Origin of the sequence: Sphingomonas sp. CCH9-E2 (genome assembly GCF_001557215.1) — a bacterium.
Lineage (GTDB): Bacteria > Pseudomonadota > Alphaproteobacteria > Sphingomonadales > Sphingomonadaceae > Sphingomonas.
The window spans coordinates 1-17,190 of sequence record NZ_LSJM01000075.1 but is presented as its reverse complement, the minus strand read 5'-3'; the positions used below and the strand labels follow the sequence as shown (position 1 = coordinate 17,190).

General features: G+C 62.1%; 18 protein-coding genes. 9 read left to right on the top strand and 9 right to left on the bottom strand.

The window, feature by feature from the left end:
• Window positions 1–121 precede the first annotated feature (121 nt).
• Entirely contained in the window at window positions 122–1,099 is a 978-nt protein-coding gene (locus AX681_RS04285; RefSeq protein WP_082734813.1) for an alpha/beta fold hydrolase, read from the top strand.
• 115 nt (window positions 1,100–1,214) lie between these two features.
• Here the strand turns inward: AX681_RS04285 and AX681_RS04280 are convergent, their stop codons facing one another.
• From AX681_RS04280 to AX681_RS04265, 4 genes are all read right to left on the bottom strand, one after another.
• Window positions 1,215–4,184, bottom strand: coding sequence for a Tn3 family transposase (locus AX681_RS04280; protein WP_014072601.1), 2,970 nt, complete (start codon window positions 4,182–4,184; stop codon window positions 1,215–1,217).
• A 91-nt stretch (window positions 4,185–4,275) separates the two neighbouring features.
• Window positions 4,276–5,652 (bottom strand): mercury(II) reductase, encoded by a 1,377-nt coding sequence (gene merA / locus AX681_RS04275; RefSeq protein ID WP_021222959.1) that lies wholly within the window; start codon window positions 5,650–5,652, stop codon window positions 4,276–4,278.
• A gap of 79 nt (window positions 5,653–5,731) precedes the next feature.
• Entirely contained in the window at window positions 5,732–6,061 is a 330-nt protein-coding gene (locus tag AX681_RS21275; RefSeq protein WP_004213249.1) for a heavy-metal-associated domain-containing protein, read from the bottom strand.
• Window positions 6,062–6,073: 12 nt separating this feature from the next.
• Entirely contained in the window at window positions 6,074–6,469 is a 396-nt protein-coding gene (locus AX681_RS04265; RefSeq protein WP_014072602.1) for a mercuric transporter MerT family protein, read from the bottom strand.
• Window positions 6,470–6,545: 76 nt separating this feature from the next.
• Here AX681_RS04265 and AX681_RS04260 point away from each other — a divergent pair, with 76 nt between their 5' ends.
• Both AX681_RS04260 and AX681_RS04255 read left to right on the top strand, forming a co-directional pair.
• The gene (locus AX681_RS04260) at window positions 6,546–6,968 is read left to right on the top strand and encodes a MerR family transcriptional regulator (RefSeq protein WP_014072603.1); all 423 of its coding nucleotides are present in this window, start codon (window positions 6,546–6,548) and stop codon (window positions 6,966–6,968) included.
• 167 nt (window positions 6,969–7,135) lie between these two features.
• The gene (locus tag AX681_RS04255; RefSeq protein ID WP_017184234.1) at window positions 7,136–7,696 is read left to right on the top strand and encodes a recombinase family protein; all 561 of its coding nucleotides are present in this window, start codon (window positions 7,136–7,138) and stop codon (window positions 7,694–7,696) included.
• 84 nt (window positions 7,697–7,780) lie between these two features.
• Here the strand turns inward: AX681_RS04255 and AX681_RS04250 are convergent, their stop codons facing one another.
• The 4 genes from AX681_RS04250 to AX681_RS04235 all read right to left on the bottom strand — a co-directional run bounded on the left by AX681_RS04250 (window position 7,781) and on the right by AX681_RS04235 (window position 12,041).
• Entirely contained in the window at window positions 7,781–8,860 is a 1,080-nt protein-coding gene (locus AX681_RS04250) for a Cj0069 family protein (RefSeq protein ID WP_197421910.1), read from the bottom strand.
• Window positions 8,861–8,946: 86 nt separating this feature from the next.
• Window positions 8,947–9,615, bottom strand: a complete 669-nt coding sequence (locus AX681_RS04245; RefSeq protein ID WP_171007877.1) for a superoxide dismutase — start codon at window positions 9,613–9,615, stop codon at window positions 8,947–8,949.
• Between the two features lie 75 nt (window positions 9,616–9,690).
• Window positions 9,691–11,088, bottom strand: coding sequence for a chromate efflux transporter (gene chrA, locus AX681_RS04240; protein ID WP_062342956.1), 1,398 nt, complete (start codon window positions 11,086–11,088; stop codon window positions 9,691–9,693).
• A gap of 2 nt (window positions 11,089–11,090) precedes the next feature.
• Complete coding sequence (locus AX681_RS04235) at window positions 11,091–12,041, bottom strand: chromate resistance protein ChrB domain-containing protein (protein WP_171008566.1); 951 nt, start codon at window positions 12,039–12,041, stop codon at window positions 11,091–11,093.
• Window positions 12,042–12,209: 168 nt separating this feature from the next.
• On the opposite strand from AX681_RS04235, the gene AX681_RS04230 reads away from it, so the two are divergent.
• The 3 genes from AX681_RS04230 to AX681_RS23545 all read left to right on the top strand — a co-directional run bounded on the left by AX681_RS04230 (window position 12,210) and on the right by AX681_RS23545 (window position 13,903).
• Window positions 12,210–13,100 (top strand): DUF1259 domain-containing protein, encoded by an 891-nt coding sequence (locus tag AX681_RS04230; RefSeq protein ID WP_066659794.1) that lies wholly within the window; start codon window positions 12,210–12,212, stop codon window positions 13,098–13,100.
• Window positions 13,097–13,501, top strand: a complete 405-nt coding sequence (locus tag AX681_RS04225; RefSeq protein WP_228165648.1) for a PepSY domain-containing protein — start codon at window positions 13,097–13,099, stop codon at window positions 13,499–13,501. The genes AX681_RS04230 and AX681_RS04225 overlap by 4 nt, the downstream gene beginning before the upstream one ends.
• Window positions 13,502–13,576: 75 nt before the next feature.
• Window positions 13,577–13,903 carry a Rap1a/Tai family immunity protein gene (locus AX681_RS23545; RefSeq protein ID WP_223178489.1) on the top strand — a complete coding sequence of 109 codons (327 nt, stop codon included), beginning with the start codon at window positions 13,577–13,579 and terminating at the stop codon, window positions 13,901–13,903.
• A 112-nt stretch (window positions 13,904–14,015) separates the two neighbouring features.
• Here the strand turns inward: AX681_RS23545 and AX681_RS04220 are convergent, their stop codons facing one another.
• Window positions 14,016–14,303 (bottom strand): hypothetical protein, encoded by a 288-nt coding sequence (locus tag AX681_RS04220; RefSeq protein ID WP_062342959.1) that lies wholly within the window; start codon window positions 14,301–14,303, stop codon window positions 14,016–14,018.
• A 524-nt stretch (window positions 14,304–14,827) separates the two neighbouring features.
• Between AX681_RS04220 and AX681_RS21270 the strand changes: the two genes are divergently transcribed.
• From AX681_RS21270 to AX681_RS04205, 3 genes are read left to right on the top strand one after another with little or no spacing between them, the layout of a single operon-like run.
• Window positions 14,828–15,103 (top strand): PadR family transcriptional regulator, encoded by a 276-nt coding sequence (locus AX681_RS21270; RefSeq protein ID WP_230959640.1) that lies wholly within the window; start codon window positions 14,828–14,830, stop codon window positions 15,101–15,103.
• A complete protein-coding gene (locus AX681_RS22345) occupies window positions 15,100–16,278 on the top strand; it encodes a hypothetical protein (protein ID WP_196490289.1) in 1,179 nt (392 codons plus the stop codon). The genes AX681_RS21270 and AX681_RS22345 overlap by 4 nt, the downstream gene beginning before the upstream one ends.
• A gap of 5 nt (window positions 16,279–16,283) precedes the next feature.
• Window positions 16,284–17,183, top strand: a complete 900-nt coding sequence (locus tag AX681_RS04205; RefSeq protein WP_066659800.1) for an alpha/beta hydrolase-fold protein — start codon at window positions 16,284–16,286, stop codon at window positions 17,181–17,183.
• Window positions 17,184–17,190: the final 7 nt, after the last annotated feature.

Genomic DNA, 17,190 nt, shown 5'->3' with positions numbered 1-17,190 from the left:
ATAGGTAATCATGCGATCAAGCACTCTATAGAGAGGGACGAATGTCTCGGGTTTTCGAACGCCTGACCTCGCTCCGCCGCTCACATCCTCAACTCAACGGAATTTAACAAGGACAGGTCCGATGCATCCTACATTATCAAAAAACTTGGTTCGTCTTGCGGTCGCTCTCGGCTTGGCAGCCGCGACCGTTCTCACGTCTCAGATCGCGCCCACCGCTGCTCTCGCCAAGTCGACCAAGACGAGTGTCGTCGGCGGCTCGTTACATCAATTCGCTAAAACGCAGTTTGTAACGGTCGATGGCACCCGTCTCGCCTATCGACGCTTTGGCAAACAGGGCGGCGTTCCGCTGGTCTTCTTCCAGCACTTCCTGGGCAATATGGACAACTGGGATCCGATGATCACGGACGGTTTTTCCAAGAACCGCGAGGTCGTCATCTTTGACAATGCAGGCGTTGCCGGCTCGGAGGGCCAGGTTCCTCACACGGTTCAAGGCATGGCGAAGTATGGTATCGGCCTGATTGAAGCGCTGCACATCAAGCAGACCGACATCCTGGGCTTCTCGTTGGGCAGCCTCGTCGCGCAGGAGGTCGCCTTTCAGCGTCCGGATCTCGTCCGCAAGGTGATCCTTATCGGTAGCGCGCCGCGCGGCGGCGACGGCATGGCAACTTTGACGCCGGAGTTCCAGGCGATGCTGACGAAGAAATACGAACCGGCAGACACCATCCTGCTGACGACGTTCTTCAACCCGACGCTGGCAAGCCAGGCAGCAGGTCAGAAATTCCTAGACCGCATTCGTCTGCGCACGGTCGATCGCGATGCAAATCCCGGTCCCGATGTATACGGTGCGCAGGTCGCCGCCTTCGCAGCCTGGGGCACACCGTCGGCAAATTCGAACGATTATCTGAAGAGCATCAAGCAGCCGGTTCTGATCGTCAGTGGCAGCAAGGATCTGATCCACTACACCAGCAATTCATATAAGCTGGAGGACAATCTGCCGAATGCCGAACTCGTAGTCTATCCGGACACCAATCACGGTTCCTTCTACCAGTATCCGGAGCTATTCCTGCAACAAGCAACGACGTTTCTTGATCAGAAATAAGCCCTGAATCAGCATGGGCCGGTATTCTCCCGGCTCATGCGCTTTCTTCCTAGATGGCGTCACCTCAAGCTTTGTTCGCCAGACAACGATTTCTCGGACATAAGCGGAACATGGGCTACGCTACACGCTTCAACCGCGCCATTGGCTCGTTGAGTGGGTGGAATTCACCTGCTGGAAGTCGCCTGGCCTGCTCCCAGAGGTAATCGCCGGTCAGACTGATGTGCGCCCAGCCCATCGGAGAAAGGTGCGCAAGCAGTGCCGCATCGAACGTCGTGCCGACAGCGTTGAGGTGCTGGGCGGCCCGGTCGAGATAGACCGTGTTCCAGTAGGAAATCGCCGCAATCAGCAGGTTCAGCCCAGATGCGCGAAATTCCTGATTTTCCAGCGAGCGATCGGTGAACCGACCCTGCCGGTTGGTATAGATGGCGGCGGCAAGCGTGTGCCTCGCCTCGCCTTTGTTGAGACCGGCCTGACAGGCACGTCGCAGTTCCGGTTGTTCAAGCCAATCGAGCGTGAACAAAGTGCGCTCGATACGGCCCAGTTCAGCCAATGCAAAATCCAGCCTGTTCTGGCGTTTGTAGGCGGCAAGTTTTCGCAAGATTACTGACGGCGCCACCGTGCCATCCTTGATTGAGGCGACAATCCTGACGATGTCATCCCAATCGGCCTCGATCGCTGCCGTTTTGATGGTGCGGCCCATCAGATTTTCGATGCCCTTGTATGTCGATGGCGCAGCGATCGAACCCAGCTTGCGGTCGCCAATATCGCGCAGCCGGGGCGCGAAGCGGAACCCGAGTAGGTGGCAGAGTGCGAAAACATGATCGGTGGCGCCGCCGGTATCGGTATAGTGCTCATGCAACGGAAGGTTGCCGGCGCCCAGGACAAGCCCGTCGAGCACGTAAGGCGCTTCACCTGCCGTCGCGGACATGATCCGTGATCCGAATGATGCGAAGTGATCGGAAAGGTGAGAATAGATTTTCACGCCAGGTTCGGCGCCATATTTGGCATTGACGTCCGCCGCCCCTGAACGGCTCCGCCCCGACCGGAAGAACTGGCCATCGGACGACGAACTGGTGCCAGCGCCCCAATGCCGCGCGAAGGGTAATTCGTGATGGGCTGAGATGATCATGGCCAGCGCGGCCTGATAGTTCTCGGGTGAAAGATACCAGTTGTGGGTCCATGCGAGTTGGGCATAGCTGACGCCTTCGCTGGCATTGGCCATCCGCTCCAGCCCGAGGTTGGTGCCATCAGCCAGAATTGCGGCGAGTACCGTGCTGGGGTTGTCGTGCTCCTTGCCTGAGCGCAGGTCACGGAATGCGTTCAAAAAACCAGTGCGTTCGGCGACTTCAAGCAGCAGCTCGGTGATGCGCACGCGGGGAAGCAGGGTATCGAGCTTGCGATCGAGGGCTTCAGCTTCCGGTGGGGTGACAGGCGGCATTTGCTGAAGCTTGAGCCGGTCTCGTTCGAGCGACACTCCCTCAAGCTTGTTTGTTTTCAACTGCTTGGCAAATCGGCGCAGCCGCCAGTCAAGATTTCGTGCCCGGTCAGCGAGGTAGGATGCAGCATTTGAATCGAACGGAAGCACATCCGCCACTTTGGCGGCGTCGCGCCGACCCAGCAAATAGGCATCGAAGCGCTGATAGTTGCGGGTTCCCTCGATCCATACATCACCGGCGCGCAAACGATCACGCAAGGTTGCCATGATCGCAATTTCATAACGTCGGCGGTCGATACGGCCGCTTTCGGTGATGAGACGCTTCCACTGCCGATTGGGGAATGGCAGTGGAACGCCATCGGGAAGGTCGCGCGACTTTCGTGTGTTCGCATCGCGAATGACATCGATGGCTTTGATCAGTGCCGTCCCTGTTCCAGACGCCTTGAAGGTGAAGGCGTCCAGAAATGCCGGGCTGAAACGCCGTAGCGTGGCGTAACGCTCGGTTGCCGTTACCAGTGCGTCCTCGCCGGCAAGATCAGCAAGGGCATCTACTTGGGCCTTTGCCGCAACAAGCCGGTGCCAGCCCACCGCTTCGTCAATCAATTCGAGCGGATCGCCGCCATTCTGGACAGCCTCATCAAGTGCTGTAATCGTGGCGCCAAACAGCCGCATGAGTTGCCCCACCGACTGAATACTATCTTGGTAGCGACGCTCGCGCCCACGCCGCGCGCGCGTGAACATGCCGCCGATAAGTCGGTCAAACATTTGGATCGCGGCATCGGCAAGTCTGGCCTCAAGGTCGATCACTGCGGCCGTCAACGTCGCCCGCCTGCGATTGACGCTGTAATCCGAAAGCAGGAATGCCGGTGCCACGCCGCCCTCGCGGACAAATTGGGCAAAGCGGAATTCCGGAATGGCGCCCCCAACTACCGGGTGGATACCTATGCCGCGAACATAGCGCAGGCGCTCAAGCAAGCCATTGATATTGGCCGCAGTCGGGGCTTCTTCGAAATTACGCAACCACGCCAGCGGTGTCATGCCGAAATCCGGGTTGTTGATTACGAGTTCGTCTAGCCGTGTCAGTTCAGCAGAGCTGAGGCCTTCGACGATTGCGGCTGCGGCAGCTTTGCGTGCGCGTGCCCGGCCAGCAAGACCGGCGCGTTCCAGTGTGTCGCCTGACGGAAGAATGAACCGCTCACCCTTCAGGCCAACCATGAGGGCGCGAACAATCGGTTCACCTCTGTCTGTATACTCGGCGGCTTGCGCGGCAAGATTCAGGGCAAGTGCCAGGTCGCCACGTCGAAACGGGCGTATGCCAAGATAACGCGCCACGAGATCGGCATGATCGGTACGGGTTTGCGCGCGCTGACCATATGCAGAGAAGGAGGAAGGATCGACGAATAACTGTGCCGCGAGGTACTGAAGAATGACGTCGGGAAGCCCGATCTCGGGTTGCAGACCAAAGCCGGGATGTCGCATCAAAGCGATTTGTGCAGCCAGACCGAGGCGATTTGCTGGACCATAGCGGCGCCCAACCAATTCAACATCTTCCGCAGAAAGGGTATAATGCCCAATGATCGCGGTTTCTTGGACAGGAGGATCGAACAGGCGCCGGCGCTCGTCTCCGGTCAGAAGTCGGCGTCGTGCCATTTTGCTCTCCCGCTGAGGCGAATAACAAAATTGACACCAAAGCGGCTTGCACTGGAGGGAGGCCATTCGTTGCCGGTTGATCCCCGAGCAATCACCCGGCGCAGCAAGACAGTTTGGCGACATCCTTATCAAACGTTTGGGCCGCCAGTTTGAGGCCTTCCACAGTGGTCAGGTAAGGAAATATCGTTGCACCCAATTCCAGGGTGGTCATGCCGTGTTTGATCGCCAGCACCAGTGTCTGGATCGAATCCGCGCCTTCGGGTGCCATGATCTGGCCGCCCAGCAAACGGTCGTTCGCCTTGTCGGCAATCAGTTTGATGAGACCCCGCGTATCGCGTGCTGCCAGTGCCCTTGGCACAGCATCGAGCGGGAGCAGCGAAACCTTGATGTCCAGGCCTTGCGCCCGTGCTGTCGTTTCAGTGAGGCCGGCGCTGGCGACTTGCGGGTCGGTGAAGACGACGGATGGCATGGAGGAATTGTCGTAGCGGTATTGGTTGCCCGTCACCGCGTTGCGCGCGGCCAGTTTTGCGCCATAGGCGGCCATGTAGACGAACTGGTCCCGTCCCGTTACATCGCCCGCCGCGTAAATGCCTGGAACCGACGTTTCGAGGTGGTCATCGACGACGATTCCACCATTACGGGCAAGCACTATGCCGCGCTCCTCCAGCCCAAGCCCGTCGCTATTGGGTCGGCGTCCGGTGGCGATGAGCACCTGTTCCGCCGCGACGGTGTCACAATGCCCCTCGCAGGTCAATTCGACCCCGCTCTGTGTTTGGGCGATACGCTGATAGCCGACACCTGCGCAAACCCGCACGCCCTCGGCTTCCAAATAGTTTTTCAGCGCGGCACTCACTTCCGGGTCCATTTCGGGGAGCAGGCGGCTTCGGCAGCAGATGGTGACATCAACGCCCAGACGCGAAAACATCTGTCCCAGTTCTACCCCGATCACCCCGCCACCGATCACCAGCAGCGATTTGGGCAAGCGATCCAGCGCCAGCGCCGATGTGCTGGTTAGGTAGGGCACGCTGTCCATCCCCGGAATCGGCGGCACGGCGGCGTGCGCACCCATCGCCAATATGACCTTGCCGACCTTCATGGGCGCATCGCCGACAATCAGTGCACCATCGGCAAAGCGTGCCTTGCCCTCGATATAGCTCACACCGTCATAGGCGGGCAGCAGATCGACATATTTTTTTTGGCGCAGCGTCGTGACAAGATCGTCCTTCGACGCCGCCAATACGGACCAGTCATCCATCTGGACAGCGCCCCCAAGGCCGGGAAAGCGCGCGGCGGCAAGCCCACCATGCACCGCTTCGGCGGCGCGGATCAGCGTCTTGGAAGGAACGCAGCCAACATTGACACAGGTGCCGCCAATCGTGCCGTGACCGACGAGCGCCACTTTCGCGCCCAGATCGGCAGCGGCGATCGCGGCGGAGAACCCGGCAGAACCCGCGCCGATGACGGCCACGTCAAATCCTTCCTGCCCGGGGCGGTTGCAACAGTCGTTCATTGCTTATCGCTTTCTTGAGGCGCTGGCGGCGCCCCGCTCAGTTTTGAATAGCGCGCGCCGGATAACCCGCGTTGGTTGATGCAGCGGCAATCGCAGCAGCATTGGTGCGGCGCGGGTTATAGGTTGCGCGCGCGGTCTTGGCTGCGAAATCGACCGTGACCGCCGTTACCCCGGCGACGCCTTCCATCGCCTTCTTCACGGTGATCGGGCAGGTGGCGCAGGTCATGTTCTCTATGGCAAAGGTGGTTTGCTTCTGAGCGGTTGCGGTAGCCGCGGGGCGATCTTGCGCCGTGCCACTAACTGCATAGGCGACCCCGCCGCCAGCCATAGCCAGCACGGCCATAGCGATACATACTGTCTTTTTCATGGGTATTTCCTTTCAATAGAACCAGGGTGCCCACCAGTCGATGGTGAGCGCCAGGATGGCGACGGCAAGGCCCAGCCACAGCACCGCCTTGGTGGTCCAAGCCGATTGTGGACGAGCGCAGTAGGAACCGTCTTCACAGGGCGGTTTCGGCTTGAAATAGACATGCCAGAAGCCGTAGCCGAGCAGCGCGAGCGTTACGCCTGCGACATAGGGCTTGTAAGGTTCGAGCGCCGTCAGGTTGGCGATCCACGCGCCGGAAATTCCGAGCATAACCAACAGTAGCGGGACGACGCAGCAAGCCGAGGCGAGCCCCGCGCCGATCAATGCGCCCGCCGCAACCCAGTTTGCCTGCTTCGGCTCGTGGTTTTCGGTGAGGGCTGGCTGTCCCGCTTCCGGCGTTGAGACCATGGCTTGAATCCCTTGTTCCAACTGAGTGATTCGCAATGTAGGCTCTGTAGCCACTACAGACTCAAGAGGTATTTTCATGGAGCAACAGGTCGGCATCTTGCGTGCCCAGCTTGCCCGGAAAACAGGCTGCAATCTCGAAACCATCCGCTATTACGAGAAGGTGGGATTGCTGCCGGGGCCGCCTCGCAGTTCCAACGGCTACCGCGTCTATTCGCCGGAACTGGTGCAAAGGTTGCAGTTCATCCTGCGCGCGCGCGACCTTGGCTATGCAATGGATGAGATACGGTCATTGTTGTCGCTCACCGATACCGGTGCACAAACCTGCGCGGAGGTTATGGCGAGAACCGAACTCCACCTTGAAGATGTCCGCCGCCGCATTGCAGATTTGCAGAAGATAGAGGTGACGCTGGCGACCACGTTAGCCAGATGCACTGGAGATGACGTTGCCGAATGTCCCATCCTGGAAGCACTCCAGTTTTTACCCCATCAAGGCAATTGACGCCATCTTTGAGGGATTTGATTTTGTGATGTCAGCTTGGAGTATAGCCTAACCGGACGTCAGGATGCAGCGGCGGTTTCTGTCAGGATAGGGTTATGGCAAGCATTTATTGACGCATGTTCCGCCGTGTCATAGAATTCAACCTGACATTTTGACCGGAGGCGGCGATGAAAGGCCAGAGGATCGGTTACGTCCGGGTGAGCACATTCGATCAGAATGTCGATCGCCAGTTGGACGGGCAGTCGCTCGACCGGATTTTCACCGACAAGGCATCGGGCAAGGACATCAACCGCCCCGAACTCGATGCCATGCTCGCCTTCGCCCGCGAGGGTGACACCGTCGTGGTCCACAGCATGGATCGATTGGCGCGTAATCTCGACGATCTGCGCAAACTGGTTCAGTCCCTCACCAAAAGAGGCGTCCGGATCGAGTTCGTGAAGGAAAGCCTGGCCTTCTCGGGCGAGGATTCCCCGATGGCCAACCTGATGCTCTCGGTCATGGGTGCGTTCGCCGAATTCGAGCGCGCCCTGATCCGGGAGCGGCAGCGCGAAGGCATTGCGGTCGCCAGACAACGCGGTGCTTATCGCGGGCGGAAACGTTCCCTCTCCGACGAAATGGTCGCCGAGCTGCACCGCCGTGTTGATGACGGCGAGCGCAAGGCCGTCATCGCCCGTGACCTGGGGATCAGTCGCGAAACCCTCTACCAGTATCTCCGCGCTGCCACCTGAGCCGGTTTCACCCAGCCTCGCTCACCCTTAGGCTTGTCTGATTGATACGACCAATGTCACGTCTCTTGAATTGCTTGAATCATATCAATGAGGATTGGAGGTCTCCTTCGTCAAACGAATGGCAAGAGCGCGACCGATTGCCGCTGCGGCGACTGGCTGGACGGCGCTTGGCGGAAATGGTGCAACCGAACTAGCATTGATCTCGCAAAGCGCATAGGAGCCATCGCTGATGGCTTCACCAGGGCGAAATAGGAAGTCGGCGTCCCAAAGAAGCGGAAGATCGTGGTCGGCGATCGACAGCAACCTTTGCATCTCTGGAATCCAGCGATCCTCCATCGCTTTCCGTAAGGCTGCGAAGCGCGTCACCTCCGGTCCGAACATGGCGCGGCCCATCGGCTGTGGGGTTGACGACGTTGTATCAATGGCCGTTGGCGTCATCAGCGCAGTGATCAGGTTGTGCCCAAAGCCAACCACTCGGTGCCCGCACACGTAGCAGCGGACCATGCCCTCGGACGGCTGCGGCTGATAAGCCTGATCGATCAGCACGCCGCCGTCGTTTAGAAACGGCACCCACCTTTCCAAGCACTCGGCTAGGCTGATGCGCTCCGATTTGCTTCCTTGGCGGGCCTCTTGAACTTTCACCGACGTTTTCAAAGCCGGAGCGTTTCCCGCTTCGTCTAGTTGGACACGCCATACATTCCTGCCGCCGTTGCCGTAGTTCGGCTTCAGCACGCGCGGGCCTGCGGCAAGATGTTCGGGGAAACGAGCGCGAAGGCCTTCAGCGTCCACGTATCGATCGACATCGCTGCCCCATTCCATGGATCGCGTTGTGTAGAGCACTTCCTTGACGCCGATTTTGGCGATCACGTCAGGATGCGCGCTGACGACAACGCCGCACGCCGCGACTTCGCGCAGCATCGGGTCGAGCACCGAGCGGTCGCCTGAAATGTCCAACGGATTCACCCAGACCAGCACCGCGTCGAACGACAGCAACTCGTCACGAATGTCGCGAACCGCTTCGTCTCTGTACAGTACAGGCCTTGTGGTCGCCCCGAACGACCGCAAGGCTTGAACGATCGGCCACTGCCGAGCTTCATGAAAGCGATGCGTCCACTCGGCCGCTTGTCCGCGCCAAAGAAGAGCGATGTTCGGGCCGGATGTCACTGTTGCATCTCCCATCGGACCTGCCCCCTTTGTGGTCGCCAACTCAGGTGTCGCGCAGAAGTGGGTGTTGATCCTCGGCGGACGGGTCAGCCGCCGCCGCGCAAAGCCGCGGCATAGCGGCGGTCGACCACTTCCCAGTCGATGTTGCGGAAGAAGGCGTCGACGTATTTGGCGGCGGCGGTGCCGTAATCCATGTGAAAACTATGCTCGTACATATCGAGCGCCAGCAGCGGCACGCCGGCGATTGCGCCGTGCATATGATCCCACGCCCAATGGTTGTGCAGCGAGCGGGTGTGGAGATTGTAGACGAGCACGCACCAACCTGATCCGCCGGCAAGACTCATGCCGGTGCGGCGGAAGTCGGTCTCCCAGCGGTCGAACGAGCCGAACGCCGCGCCCAGCGCGTCGCGGATCGAGCCGGCTGCTTGACCGTTGCCGCCCAGCCCGTCGAAATAGATTTCATGGAGCACGACCGAGCCGGTGCGGTGCAGCTCCTCGCGCTTGAGGCCGCCATAGACCACCGGCGGTAGGTCCGGGTCAGCGAGCGCGGCGGCAAGGCGTGTTTCGATCATATTCAACGCCTTGACCGAGCCGGCATAATTGTTCTCGTGGTGCGATGTGATCAGCCTTTCGGAGAGGCCGTGGAGCCTGGCGGGATCGAACCTGAGCGGCTTGATCTGATGATTGCCGGCGAATGCGAGGACATTCGTCGGCGCTGCGGTCGGCGTCTGCGCCGAGGCTTCGTTCATAGTCATGGCTGCGGCTCCAATGCCAAGAGTTGCGATTGCACTGCGTCGGGAAAATTGGTCGATCGTCACACGTCACTCCCTTCAGATGATCATTACATATGCGGCCCCGAGGACGGAGCAGACGCCGAGCACCGGCAGCATGCCGGCCTTGAACCGGAACATGGCGAGGATCGCACCCACCGCCAGCGCTAACGCGGGCCAGTCGACGGACGTCAGGACTGGGAGATCGATGGCGCCGGCCGCGAACGGCACTTCGCGGACTTGCCCGAACAAGGTGTGAATCCCGAACCAGACTGCCAGATTGAGAATGACACCCACCACTGCGGCGGTGATCGCCGAAAGCGCGGCCGACAATGCGCGGTTGCCGCGCAGGCGTTCGATGAACGGCGCGCCGGCGAAGATCCACAGGAAGCAGGGCAGGAAAGTGACCCAGGTGGTGAGAATCGCGCCCAACGTCGCGGCGATGAGCGGCGGCAGTCCGGTGGCCTCGCGGAAGGCTGCCAGAAAGCCGACGAACTGCGTCACCATGATCAGCGGCCCGGGCGTGGTCTCGGCCATGCCGAGCCCGTCGAGCATCTCGCCGGGCTGGAGCCAGCCATAGGTCTCGACTGCCTCCTGCGCGACATAGGCGAGCACCGCATAGGCGCCGCCGAAGGTCACCACCGCCATCTGGCTGAAGAAGGTGGCGATGCGGCTGAACACGTCGTCGGGGCCGAACGCGAACAGCAGCGCTGCGACCGGCCCGAGCCAGAGCAGCAGCAGGACGCCGGAGATGCGCAGCGACCAAGAGAGGTTCGGCCGGGCATGGTCGGGAAGGCCCTCGCCAAGAGCGGTGTCGCGGTCGTGGACTATCTCAGCGCCGGCGGGACCATGTCCGCCGCCGCCCTTGAATGCGGCGTAACCAGCGCGGCCACCGAAGAAGCCGATCAGCGCGGCGGCAAGCACGATCAGCGGGAAGGGCACGTCGAGCACGAAGATCGCGACGAACGCCAGCGCGGCAAAACCGCGCATGACGTTGTTCTTCAAGGCACGCGAACCCACCCGGACCACCGCCTGTAGCACCACCGCCAGCACGGCGGCCTTCAATCCGAAGAACAATCCCTCGACCAGCGGCACTTCGCCGAGCAGCACATAGACATAGCTGAGCCCTAAAATCGCGAGGAAGCCGGGCAGCACGAATAGCGCGCCCGCGACCAGGCCGCCCTTGGTCTTATGGAGCAACCAGCCAATATAGACAGCTAGCTGTTGCGCTTCAGGGCCGGGCAGCAGCATGCAATAGTTGAGCGCGTGGAGGAACCGCTCCTCGCCGATCCAGCGCTTCTCCTCGACCAGGATGCGATGCATCACCGCTATCTGGCCCGCCGGTCCGCCGAAGCTGAGCAGCGCGACCCTGATCCAGACGCGCACCGCCTCGCCAAAGCTGATGCCGTGCTCGTGCAGCGTCTCGACTGCGATTTCAGCGCGTGCGCTGGCCTCCATCTTTAGTCCTCTTTTCGCCGGGTGAAGTGAGCATAGAATCCGTCGAGCGCGGTCGATCCGCGCGCGATCCGCTCCTCGTCGTCGTCGGTGCCGGCACAGATGCCGGCGATAAGCGCGCTCACTCCCGGAGTTTCCGGGCGCTCGAACCGAGCATCGGCAATATCAAGGTCGTGAACAATTTCGCCGAGCGCCCGCAGCGCGGGGTCGGTCTCGAGACCGGTGCGGAACACCAAGGTCTCGAAGGAGCAGCGGTCGCCTTCGTGGGTGAACTCAGCGTCCGCCATGTCGAACCTCAGTTCGTCAGGCTCCGGCACATATCCTTTGCCCTCGACGAACTTGAAGCTCGCCTCGGGGTCGATGAAGCGGCGAATGAGCCAGGCGGACGCGATGCGATCGACATGGACATGGCGGCGCGTCACCCAAACGCGGCGCTTTAGCTCCGCCGGGGTCAGCTCGGGCGCACTGGGGCCGCTCACATCGGGATGTTGGTGAGAGCGGCGGTCCGCCTCGGTGATGGCGGCCTGTGCCGCCTGCCGACCATGCGCACCGAAAAAGTCGATCGCGGCGACCTCGTTCAGGCGTTTGCGCAGGCGGCCCACATCCGCCGCCGCGACATACTCGCCCTCACACAGCGCGCGCGCCTCGCGTGCCAACTCCTCATAGTCGGCGTCACGCGCAGCGTCGAACACTCCGCGCAGCTCCGCATCGCCCATGCCGCCGACAAGGCGCGCTTCGAGGATCAGCGCCTCGCCGCCATTTTCGGTGATCTCGCGATGCAGTTCTTCGAACAGCGCGCGCGTGTCCTCGCGATTGGGGAGCGCATGGACGGCGTTCTTGAGCGGCGCGGCCCCGATCGCCTGCAAACGCCGCCAGACCTTCACCCGCAAATAGGCAGGCTTAGCCGGAAGCTGCGGGATCAGGAGCAACCAAGGGGAAGCTTGTGTGTTTGTCATAGTTGTATCGTCACTAGCCTACAAGTGTAAGGGTTGCATCACAAGCCTCATGAGCATAGGACTGCTTATCCCGAAGAAAGAAACCGGAGCGCAATGTCGCGGCTCGCCGGCGGCGCGCTCGCATGACGTGAGGCTTTCCGTGTCGAGTGCGCTGATGAAGGATCAATTATGCTGAAAAAGACCATCGCCTTGGGATTCGCCAGCCTCCTGCTGGCAAGCCCGGCATGGGCAGCGCCGGACTGGTCGGCTGTCGACCGGGCGATAGGACGAGCGGGGGCCGAACAGCCGGGGGGCGTTTACCGCTACAGCTTCCCGCGTTCGGACCTGAGCGTCACGCTGGATGGGGTGACGATCAAGCCCTCCCTCGCGCTCGGTTCCTGGGCGGCGTTTCAGCCGATGGGCGACGAGGCGATGGTGATGGGCGATCTCGTGCTGACCCACGACGAGGTGAACCCCGTTTTGAGCCGCCTGCTCGCAAGCGGTTTTACGATCACCGCGCTCCACAATCACCTGCTCCGCTCTTCGCCTGCGACCATGTACATGCACATTGCCGGCCACGGCGACCCGGTGAAGCTCGCGGCCGCGCTCCGGCAAGCGCTATCAGCCAGTCGGACCCCGCTCGCCGCGCCGCAATCGCCTTCGGCCAGCGCAGCCGCATCGCGGCTCGACCTCGATGTGGCCGCGCTCAACCGGTTGATGGGCGGTGAGGGCAAGACGGCCGGTGGCATCCTCCAATACAGCTTTCCGCGCGCCGAGCGGCTGATGGACGGCGATATGGAGACTCCGCCGACGATGGGCACGGCGACCGCGATCAACTTTCAGCCAACCGGGGACGGCCGAGCCGCCATCACCGGCGATTTCGTACTTGTCGCAAACGAGGTCGATCCGGTCCTGCGCGTGCTGCGGACGAACGGGATCGAGGTCACGGCGCTGCATAATCATATGCTAAACGACGAGCCGCGGCTGTTCTTCATGCACTTCTGGGCCAACGACGACGCAGCCAAGCTCGCCCGTGGGCTGCGCGCGGCGCTCGACAGGATGAACAATCAGAGGAGTTGAACTCGGACGACGGCTCATTGGGCCGTAACCGCCGCCCGCCCGACCCCACGGCCCTTATGCAGGAAGTGGAATGGAACATGGCTAGCAAACGAACTCTCACTGTTGTCGCAGGCGTGGGCGCGGCCGCGCTGGCGATCGCGGGCGTGGCGATCGCGCAAAACCACGAGGCGAACGAAAACCGGATAATCGGCAAGCACAGCGAACGAGACATCCCGCTTGCTCAGGTGCCCGAGGCCGCGATGAACGCGGCACGCGCGCAACTCGCGTCAATAAGCAAAGCGGAGCAAGTCACCCGAAAGGCGGACGGAAGCACGCTCTATGAAATCAAGGGCAAGAACAGCGACGGAAAGACGATCGAACTGTTCGTCACGCCCGAAGGCCAGGTGCTCGGCCGCGAATGATGGATCAGCACGGGGCGCCGGCCGTCGAGGGCCGTGCGCCCCTTCCGAAATGATACTGCGGAATAGGAGACGAAAATGCGGCCAAGACGATGGATATTGTTATGCGCCGCTTTGGCCGCCCTGCCTGATAGTGCGATCGGCCAAACCGAACCCGCGTCGGCGACGGGCTCGGCGTTGTTCGTAAGCTGTCAAGCGAATGAGCCGCGATGCGGCGCTTACCTCCAAGGCGTGCTCGACATGATGATCGTCGCGCGAAAAGCGGAATGCCGCGCTCCACGCTATGACCGATCGGCGCTGCGCGCGGCATATTTACGCTGGGCGGAGCAGAATAGCTATTTTATGAGTGTTCATATGGTGGCCGGAGCTGAACGCTCGTTAGCGAAGGCTTGGCCATGTCAGTAGCATCGTACCCCGCGGCGTAGCCTGCCCGGCGGCTGCCTTTGAGGGCAGGCGGAGCGTCCGCCTGGCGGTGAATTCCGCCAGCTCAACGATCCCATGTCGCGCCTCAAGCTCGCTAATTAGCCGATGTTCGCATTATGTCTGCCAAATCGTTGTCTGGCGCACAAACCTTGAGGTGACGCCAGGTGGCGGCGACCCGACTGTTGAGGTCGATGGCCATGGCCGCCAACAGATGCCCGAGGCATGCGAAGAGCACGATCGCAGCCAATGTGGTGGTTGAGCCTTGCCGGTCGGGCATGGGGCTCAGGAGGTCATCGGTTGAACCGGCTCGAACGCATACCCACCCGACGATGCCGGGCAGGAGAAGCAACAGAGCAATAAATAGCTGGTAGCCGAGCGTCATGCCGGCTGCGGGCGTCGACCGCCAGCCTCGGGCTGTCGCTCGGCGATCGGGCGTGCCTCGCGCAGGCACGGGAGCTGGAGCGCCCTGCCCTCACCGCCGATAAGTCGTGGCGGGCTGTGAAGGTGAAAGGGCTGAAGGTCGAGGTGTTGCGATAGCCGGCGACGACCGCTTTGCGCCCCAATGCTGGTCGCTCAGCGAGCGCCCGGGCCTGCCCGGAAGCGGACATTCTGACCTACGATTGTGGTACCGACGGAGGGGCAGGCTACCGTGCATCGGGATCGCGTGTCAGAACCGACCGGTTGTGACACAAAGCTCACGGCGAAAAGCGCCGTTGCTTCAGCGCCCTGCTTTCCTGCAAGCGGTCGGGAAGCGGGGACTGAAGAAGGCTTCTCAAACCATTACAGTGAGAAGGTAGGCTGATCCGAGCGGCACCGACACGATCTAATCAGAGCTTGACTATAAAGCTATCTAGGTAGACTTAATGGCGCATGTCTCGAACACGCGCGCTCTCACCCCAAGCCCGGATGATCCTCGCCGTCCTGCTCGACGCACGTGACGGATGGTCTCACGGCTATGAACTGGCGCGGCTCGCCGGTGTGAAATCCGGCACGCTCTACCCCCTCCTGATCCGTCTGGAAGCGCAGGGCTATCTTGAAGCGGAATGGCAACAGCCTCTGGAGAGGGGACGACCGCCGCGGCACGCCTACCGACTGACGGCCAGCGGGGTGCAGCTCGCCCACGCCAATCCTCCGGGTCAATCGGCGTCACCGGCTTCAGGCCAGCGGGAGGCGACAATATGAGCGTTGGACGTCGGCGCGGCCTTGCCGATCTTGCCTGTCGCGCTCTGCAAGCCACGCTACCTCCCTCCTTGCAATCATGGGGAAGGGCCATCCGTTGCGAAACGGCGGAGATTTCCAACGATACCAAGGCGCTGCTGTTCGCGCTCGACAGTGTGTTCGGCCTCATACCACGCGTGCTCGCGTCGTATCTGCTCCGCCCCTTCGCCTCGCTGATCGGCGAAGGCGCCCTTTCCTCCGAAGGACTAACGACCATGGACTTTCACGAAAGCGCGGCGCGTCGCCCCCGCGCCATAGGTATCGCGTGCGCAACCGCCGCGGTCGCGCTGGGCCTCGCCTACATGGGGGTCGCCGGCGCTCCCGCGCGCTACCTGGGCATCAACCTCGTCGCGCTGGCGATCGGCATGACGCTGCTGGGTCTCGTCGGCCGCGTTATGCTCGCGGGCCCGCGGTGGGCGGGCGGGACGATCGCGGCGATGGCGGGTGCGCTGCTGGCTACCGCCCTGCTCGGCGACGACGTCGACGGCGCGGTGCGGTGGGTACGCCTCGGTGGGCTGTCCATCCAGCCGAGCCTGATCCTGCTGCCCCTGATGGTCGTAGCGTTCGCGCGATGCCGCGACGCGCTCGCGACGGCGGGCATGATCGTCGCCGCCGCCGCGATGGCGATCCAGCCCGACCGTGCGATGGCCGGAATGCTTGCGGCGGGTCTGGGCGTCCTCGCGGTCATGCGCCCCGAAAGGCACCTCATCGCGGCGCTCGGCGCGAGCGTCGCCAGCTTCGCCGCGACGTTGGTCCGTGCCGACACGTTGGCGGCGGTCCCCTATGTCGACCAGATCCTCTACTCGTCCTTCGACGTCCACGCAGCCGCCGGCGCGGCGGTACTGGGTGGCTCGGCCCTGCTCCTCGTTCCTGCGATCGTCGGCTGGCGCCGCGATCCGGCGAATCGCGACTCCTATGCCGCCTTCGGGTTCGTCTGGCTTGCCGGGATCATGGCTGCCGCCCTCGGCAACTACCCGACCCCGATAGTGGGTTACGGCGGAAGCGCGATCATCGGCTATGCCCTGAGCCTTCTGGCGCTGCCGAAGCTGACGGGAGCAGGAGTCGGCGTGGACGCGCAGGCGGCCGGCGAGGCCGAAACGACGCCGCTCGATCGCCATCTGCTCGTCGGCGCGGCCTGATCCGAATGGCCGACGCCCACACGGGCGGCCGCCCTCGCCGCGCGGCCAGCTCGATACTCAAGCGCCCATACCGGTCTTGGCTGCTCGCGATCCTCGTCGCCGCTTCGATCTACTACGCATGGACGGAGATCACGAAGACGCGAGGTGCCCAGAAGGTGTCCTTCGTCCCGGCGGAACAGGCGTGCGGGACGGCGGGCCCGTTCCGCTACTGCGTCAACCGGGACCGGCGGGGCTCCAACGGCGACATCGTCTATCATCTGCACGGTCGGAACCTGGACGAACGCATCTGGAACGACGACACCTACTTGACCGCGATGCTGCAGGGCGAATGGCAGCGTAGCCGGGCGCTGCCGCCCACCGTCGTCACCCTGTCCTACGGATCGACCTGGATTCTGACGCCCAAGGGCGAAAAGGCTGACAGCGGCTTGCTGGACGATCTGATGACGCGCCTGCCGGCGATCGAGGCCAAGGTCGGGCGCCCGCACCGCCGCCTGCTGATGGGCGAGTCGATGGGCGGGCTCAACGTCCTGGTCGCGGGCCTCTCCTACCCATCGCGGTTCGCCAAGGTGGCGGCGTTATGCCCCGGCGTATATGCATCCTCGCCGTTCGCATCGCTGTCTACGATCCGCACGACGGCGGAGCGTACGGGTGCGAACCCCAAGATCGTGTTCGGCGTTTTGCTTATGGCACGGAAGTATTTGGCTAGCGATGCGGAGTGGCGGCGCGTCTCGCCGCTCGATCTGATCGAACGGGCGGGGCCTCACTATCCGGCGCTCTACCTCTCCAACGGTCTGTACGACACCTACGGCAACTTCGAGGGTACTCAGCGACTTGCCGACATGGCTCGCCAGCGCGGGGTTGGTCTGCCCCCACCGAGTGGACCGATTGGTTTGTTAGTGCATTAAGCTCATC